Below are 5,291 nucleotides of genomic sequence, written 5' to 3' on the forward strand. Positions count from 1 at the left end.
ATGTAAGCTCATCATGGAGATTGATTTTATTTTTTATCGTTAAATCCCGTGACAACAGCAATCTCCCTTTCAGATCATACACCTTGATCGCAGTGATGTCCTTAAAATCAAGTCGGGAAATATTCGTCGAAAATCCTGCAAACTTTGTGATCGAAGACTGCCGCCCGATTCTCATTGCCGGTGACGATGTGGTCTGCATGGGGACCTCCTGCGCCAGCGATTCAATTTCACTCACACTCAGTGCCGTATTCATAATCCGGATATCATCAAGCATACCGTGAAACCCGTCGGCAAACCACGAATCATCGAGCGTTGCAGAATCAGAAACGGTCTGCGGAGATCCATTTACATATATGGAAAAATTTCCGTTGTCGATTATTGCGGCAAGGTGATTCCAGGAGGTATCGAGATCAACATCCGATGCCGTTACCGCAAGGCCGTTTTCGCCGATTATGGTTATGGTATTGGATGATGGGTTACAGGCCAGCTCGTATCCTGAGGGATCCGCTTTTGAAACAAGGGACATGGTAATATTCATATCGGTATTGTCGATCTTTGTCCAGAGTGCAATGGTAAGCTGCTGATTCAGGTCCAGCGCGGCCGACGGATCGATATCCACATACCCGAGCCCATCAAAACGCATGGATTCACTCCCCTGAGAAATCCATCGTGCAGGCCCTGCAACCGTGCCGTCACTGCCGTTTCCGGAAACGTCGGCGACAGTAGTGCCGCTGCCAGCACTGAAAGTCCAATGACCGGCAGTCTCGGCATATGCGAAAAGAGAGAGAGAAACTATCATTATAATCTCTGCAAAGGGATGAGTGGACTTTTTCATTGTTACTCCCTCGTATTATCTATTCTAGTGTGATTACTCAGCTTTATCTGCCATAAATATCACAAAAATATTCCTAAAAATCACAATTAATGGTTGCATTCATTGTATTTTGTATTCTTTTTTCGGTTTTCCAGGGTCTTTAAGCAGATACTTTCGGGGCCTCGGAATTTCTCCGCCGTGCTTATCCCCGCTCGGCCTTTCTTTGCTCGTTCACAGCAGCGGGATCGCAAATACCGTGCAGCTTGTCGGCAAAATATGCCGAGATATCCTGCACAGCGCGATCAGTGGGGCGGTTTTTCAGAAGATCATCAAATTCCTGCGGATCGTTTTCAAGATCGAAGAGGCGGCGCTGTTTTCCGGGAATTTCAATATATTTATACCGTTCTGAACGCAGGGCAAACATGCTGGTATTGCCTACCGTATGAGTTTCGGAGAATACATATTCCCGTTTGTGCGGCAGCGAATCCCCGCGCAGCGCAGGCCGGAGCGACATCCCACGACGATCTTCCAGGGACTGAAGACCCACTGCCGCAACAGTGCGGTGCTCCCGATTGATGGACTGGCGAAGGAAGCCTGTCTGTGTGATTCAAGCAATGCGTTTCCCGGTAAAAATCCCCGTGGACAATTCGGATTTTTTTTCTTCAGTTAACCATTCGGCGACAACCTCAAGCTGTTTCGATCTTTTCGGGAGAGAATCACTGGAATATCTTCTCCGACCTGTGTGACCGAGGCAAGCTATCCGGAAACTTGAAAGCTGATGCATTTCTTGCTGCAATTGCGCTTGAATCCGCATGAAAAAAGCTGCCCATCTGCTGCATAATTCGAAAACCGGTATTAAAGAGATTGCAGCGGACCTCGGTTTTTTCGATGCCACTCATTTCTGCAAGGCATTTAAAAAAGCGACAGGGCTTTCACCCCACGCATTCAGAAAGAGCGGGATGTACCTTGGTTGAGCTGCTGCGGCATTCGGCATTTTCGACGGTAAGACAGTATCCGGTTCGCCTGGATCTGCGCGGCGTCAGGTTGTGGATAGTTCCAGCATGGCGGTGGATGGTTGAAGAATGAATTGCGCAGCATAAGACACGCTCAACCCGTCGGCAGGTGCGCAGTCGCTTTAATCCGGGAATATTGTGATTGGTTGAACACTGCCTCGTTTCACGATAAAACAGAAAGTTCTGCTACTTCTTGTAATATCGTGTTTTTTTACACGATAAATCAAATAGTATTGACATGTTTTGTTAAATCGTGTATATTTTACATGATAAAACAAAAAGTATCAGATCCACAGATACGTCAGCATGTTGCATTGAAAATTATTGTATCAGAGGGGTTGTATGGATTCGCATGAGATGCAAATTATAGCAAGAAAAAAAGAAATAAAGTTTTTAACTGCAAAATTTGAAAGCAAAGAATCCGAATTAATTGCGGTTTATGGAAGAAGGCGCGTTGGCAAAACATATTTGATCAGGAATTTTTTTCTTTCTCAAAAATGCATATATTTCGAATTGACAGGCCAGAAAAAAGAGAATGGCGAAATCGCATCAACGGCACATCAGTTGGCAAATTTTCAATATGCATGGCATAAGGCATTTGATGAAAGCATCGAAAAGCCGCTGAGCTGGGAAGAAGCTTTTTACAAGCTCAAAATAAAAGTCGATTCGCTGCGCGCCGCTTCGCAAGATACAATTGTCCTGTTTTTTGATGAAATGCCCTGGCTATGTTCGGCAAATAGCGGCTTTTATGAAAATTTTGATCAAGCCTGGAACGCATGCTTTGAACCGGCATCAGGGGTGAAAGTTGTGGTATGCGGCAGCGCCTCAACCTGGATACTAAAAAAAATAATCTATGCAAAAGCAGGTCTTTCAAGACGTGTTACCGGCAAAATACCCTTAAAGCCCTTCACGCTTAACGAGACATCCCAGTATCTGGCATATAAATCATTTGTGGTCCCGCCGGAAACTGTCGCGGAGCTGTATATGATATTCGGCGGGATCCCGTACTATTTAAATTTTCTGGACCGATCAACTTCAATATATCAGAATATTGACAGATTATGCTTTCGCAAAACAGGTGATCTTTATGATGAATACAACATTATATTTGATTCGCTATTCAAGAATTCCGGCGATTACAAGCAGATAATTGAACTGCTGGCAAAAAGAAGAATTGGCTATACCTTTCGTGAGATCGTAGATTCGCTGCAAAAAAGCCGTCGGGAGATTTCCGCCAGCACATTGCGGGAGATATTGCGAAATCTGCATGAATGTGATTTTATATCCAGGCGTGTTCCTTTATTCAATCAGGCAAAGGGAACAGTGTATTCGTTGTGCGATGAGTTTGTGCTTTTTTGCATACAATGGATGCTCCCCCGGCACGGGCTGAATGATGTTGCCGATGCATACTGGCAATCTATTATGAACAGCAGTTCATATAGATCATGGCTGGGATTCAGTTTTGAATTGCTTTGCTTAAAGCATTCTGCAAGCATTCGACATGCGCTTGGCATACATAAAATTTCATCAATAGCAGGTATTTTTTACGCATATTCGCCAAAAACCGGAAAGAGAGCAAGTCAAATTGATCTTCTTTTTGATCGCTCGGACAAGACAATTACCATTTGCGAAATAAAACATGCATCGAAGGCATTTGAAATCACCAGGCAGGAACTGGATGCGCTTAAACAGAAAAAGCATGATCTGCTCGATTATCTGGAGATAAAAAGAAAGAAAAGAAGCATTCTTTTTGCATATATCACATTGCATGGCATAAAAAGAAACGCCTGTTTCAATGAGATTTTCCCGGAAGTAGTAACATTGGAAGACATGCTTAATTATAGCTGACAGCCCATGGCTTTTATAAAACGACAGATATGAGCAAATCGCAGATTGACGCGGTGCAAAATCAATACGGTTGATATATTAATCAGTGACGGTTATCGGGAATTGCACGCAGTAACAACGATTATTTCCATTTATTTTGCAATAATAGAGCCCGGGAGCCAGGTTCTTGACAGGAATCTCCGCCGCCCCATCTTTCACAAGCGTTCTCCGGACAACTTTCCCTGCTGAATTATACAACTGGATATGAATTATTTCTCCGGATAGATTAGTTATTCCGTCAAAAAGTACACGCGCCATACCGTTGCGCAGCACCGGTCTTACTACCAAAGCCTTATTCGCTTCAGCCGGCGTTTTTACTTTTGACACCTCCGCCACCGGCCCGATATACTGCTTTGCAATAACCACATTGTCATAATACTGGTCCATGTTCACCGGCGACACCGCAGATCCGCCGTGATACAGGTTCATCCAGACCTGCTCGACTTTCAAGGTATTGACTGTGCGGAAACTCAAATCGGTTTTTTCGAATGCAAGAAAGCCGTCAACCCACCCACGAAGAATGCCGTTATGCTGATCGGGATCGTTCATTTTTACATACTGCTCGATACAGTACCACCGGTTGTTCTCAAGATAACCCCGGTACCCGATCTGCCATCGCCAGGTATGCCCGTAATCGCCTTCCATGTCGAGATGATAACAGTAATACCCGATCGGATTTTTCTTTCTCAGCGGATTATCAGGTGAAAGCTGTGTTCCGAAATTCCCCCTGGCCGACCAGCCGTCATCGCCGTGCACCGGCCGCCCGCCCCATCCGGCAACACCATAGGTCCCGCTTATGCCCGGAAGTTTTCCGCCGGAAACCGTGGGGTTCCAGTTCTCACCAAAACGCATATAATAGCGCCAGTAAATCTCTTCGGGCTCGGAGCCGGTCTCCTGCTGGAATTTGTAAATAATACTCCCGCCGTAATTGTTGCCTTCATTCAGCCGGGCACGCACCGCATTTCCCATAAAAGGCTCAAAATTGTTGGCAGGATCGGAATCAAGGCGGGTGTAATTCCCTGAAGGTGATACCGATGACCACTCATCCTGCCAGTTTGCCGATTCAAAATTGCAGAAAAAGTAGACATCCGCATGGTCCTGGATCCCCGAATCGTTCGGATACTGGGCAGCAAGGCCTATTTGAGGCACGGCATCGGGCTGTTCATGGCCGTGATCTAGACGGAAAACACCCAGTTCCGCAGTCCCGCTGTACTGCTGGAAATCATAAAGACGCAGGGTTGCGCTCGTTATGCTCGATGCACTGATAGAACTGAGATCGAACCGGAGCAGGATCCTGCTGCTCCCTGCAATCCGGAGTTCTTCGGAATCGCCGAACCCCTGATAGGTTGACTCTTCAAGATAGGTATCGGCCTGGGGATAGAGCGTCCGGCTAGTTCCCGACACCACAACAACAAGCTCCGGCCGCTCATCCGGGATAACACACTCTCTGCTCCGGAATTTATGGGTCGTGCTCCCGGAAACCAGCCTGAGCAGCATGCCTTTATTTGTGTGCGTGCCGTCAAGCCACTCATTGACCAGCGGAGTGACATCAATTTCAACCCACTGACCGGCGCCGA

The 5,291-nt window shown here is 46.2% G+C and carries 5 protein-coding genes; 2 read left to right on the top strand and 3 right to left on the bottom strand.

Annotated elements, in window-relative coordinates:
- Positions 1-835 (bottom strand): hypothetical protein (locus tag GF401_07910; protein ID MBD3344972.1); only part of this gene is annotated, 835 nt, incomplete at its 3' end.
- A 181-nt stretch (positions 836-1,016) separates the two neighbouring features.
- On the bottom strand, positions 1,017-1,361 hold the full coding sequence (locus GF401_07915) for a hypothetical protein (GenBank protein MBD3344973.1): 345 nt from the start codon (positions 1,359-1,361) through the stop codon (positions 1,017-1,019).
- Between the two features lie 265 nt (positions 1,362-1,626).
- Here GF401_07915 and GF401_07920 point away from each other — a divergent pair, with 265 nt between their 5' ends.
- Together GF401_07920 and GF401_07925 are read left to right on the top strand one after the other, a co-directional pair.
- Positions 1,627-1,788, top strand: a complete 162-nt coding sequence (locus GF401_07920; protein MBD3344974.1) for a helix-turn-helix domain-containing protein — start codon at positions 1,627-1,629, stop codon at positions 1,786-1,788.
- A gap of 381 nt (positions 1,789-2,169) precedes the next feature.
- Positions 2,170-3,675, top strand: coding sequence for an AAA family ATPase (locus GF401_07925; protein ID MBD3344975.1), 1,506 nt, complete (start codon positions 2,170-2,172; stop codon positions 3,673-3,675).
- Between the two features lie 78 nt (positions 3,676-3,753).
- Here the strand turns inward: GF401_07925 and GF401_07930 are convergent.
- Positions 3,754-5,291 (bottom strand): DNRLRE domain-containing protein (locus tag GF401_07930; GenBank protein MBD3344976.1); only part of this gene is annotated, 1,538 nt, incomplete at its 5' end.

Source organism: Chitinivibrionales bacterium, from assembly GCA_014728215.1.
Lineage (GTDB): Bacteria > Fibrobacterota > Chitinivibrionia > Chitinivibrionales > WJKA01 > WJKA01.

Bases quoted from the DNA above. Each gene is read 5' to 3' on its own strand.
- GF401_07920 (MBD3344974.1), top strand. From the start codon at position 1,627: ATGAAAAAAGCTGCCCATCTGCTGCATAATTCGAAAACCGGTATTAAA.
- GF401_07925 (MBD3344975.1), top strand. From the start codon at position 2,170: ATGGATTCGCATGAGATGCAAATTATAGCAAGAAAAAAAGAAATAAAG.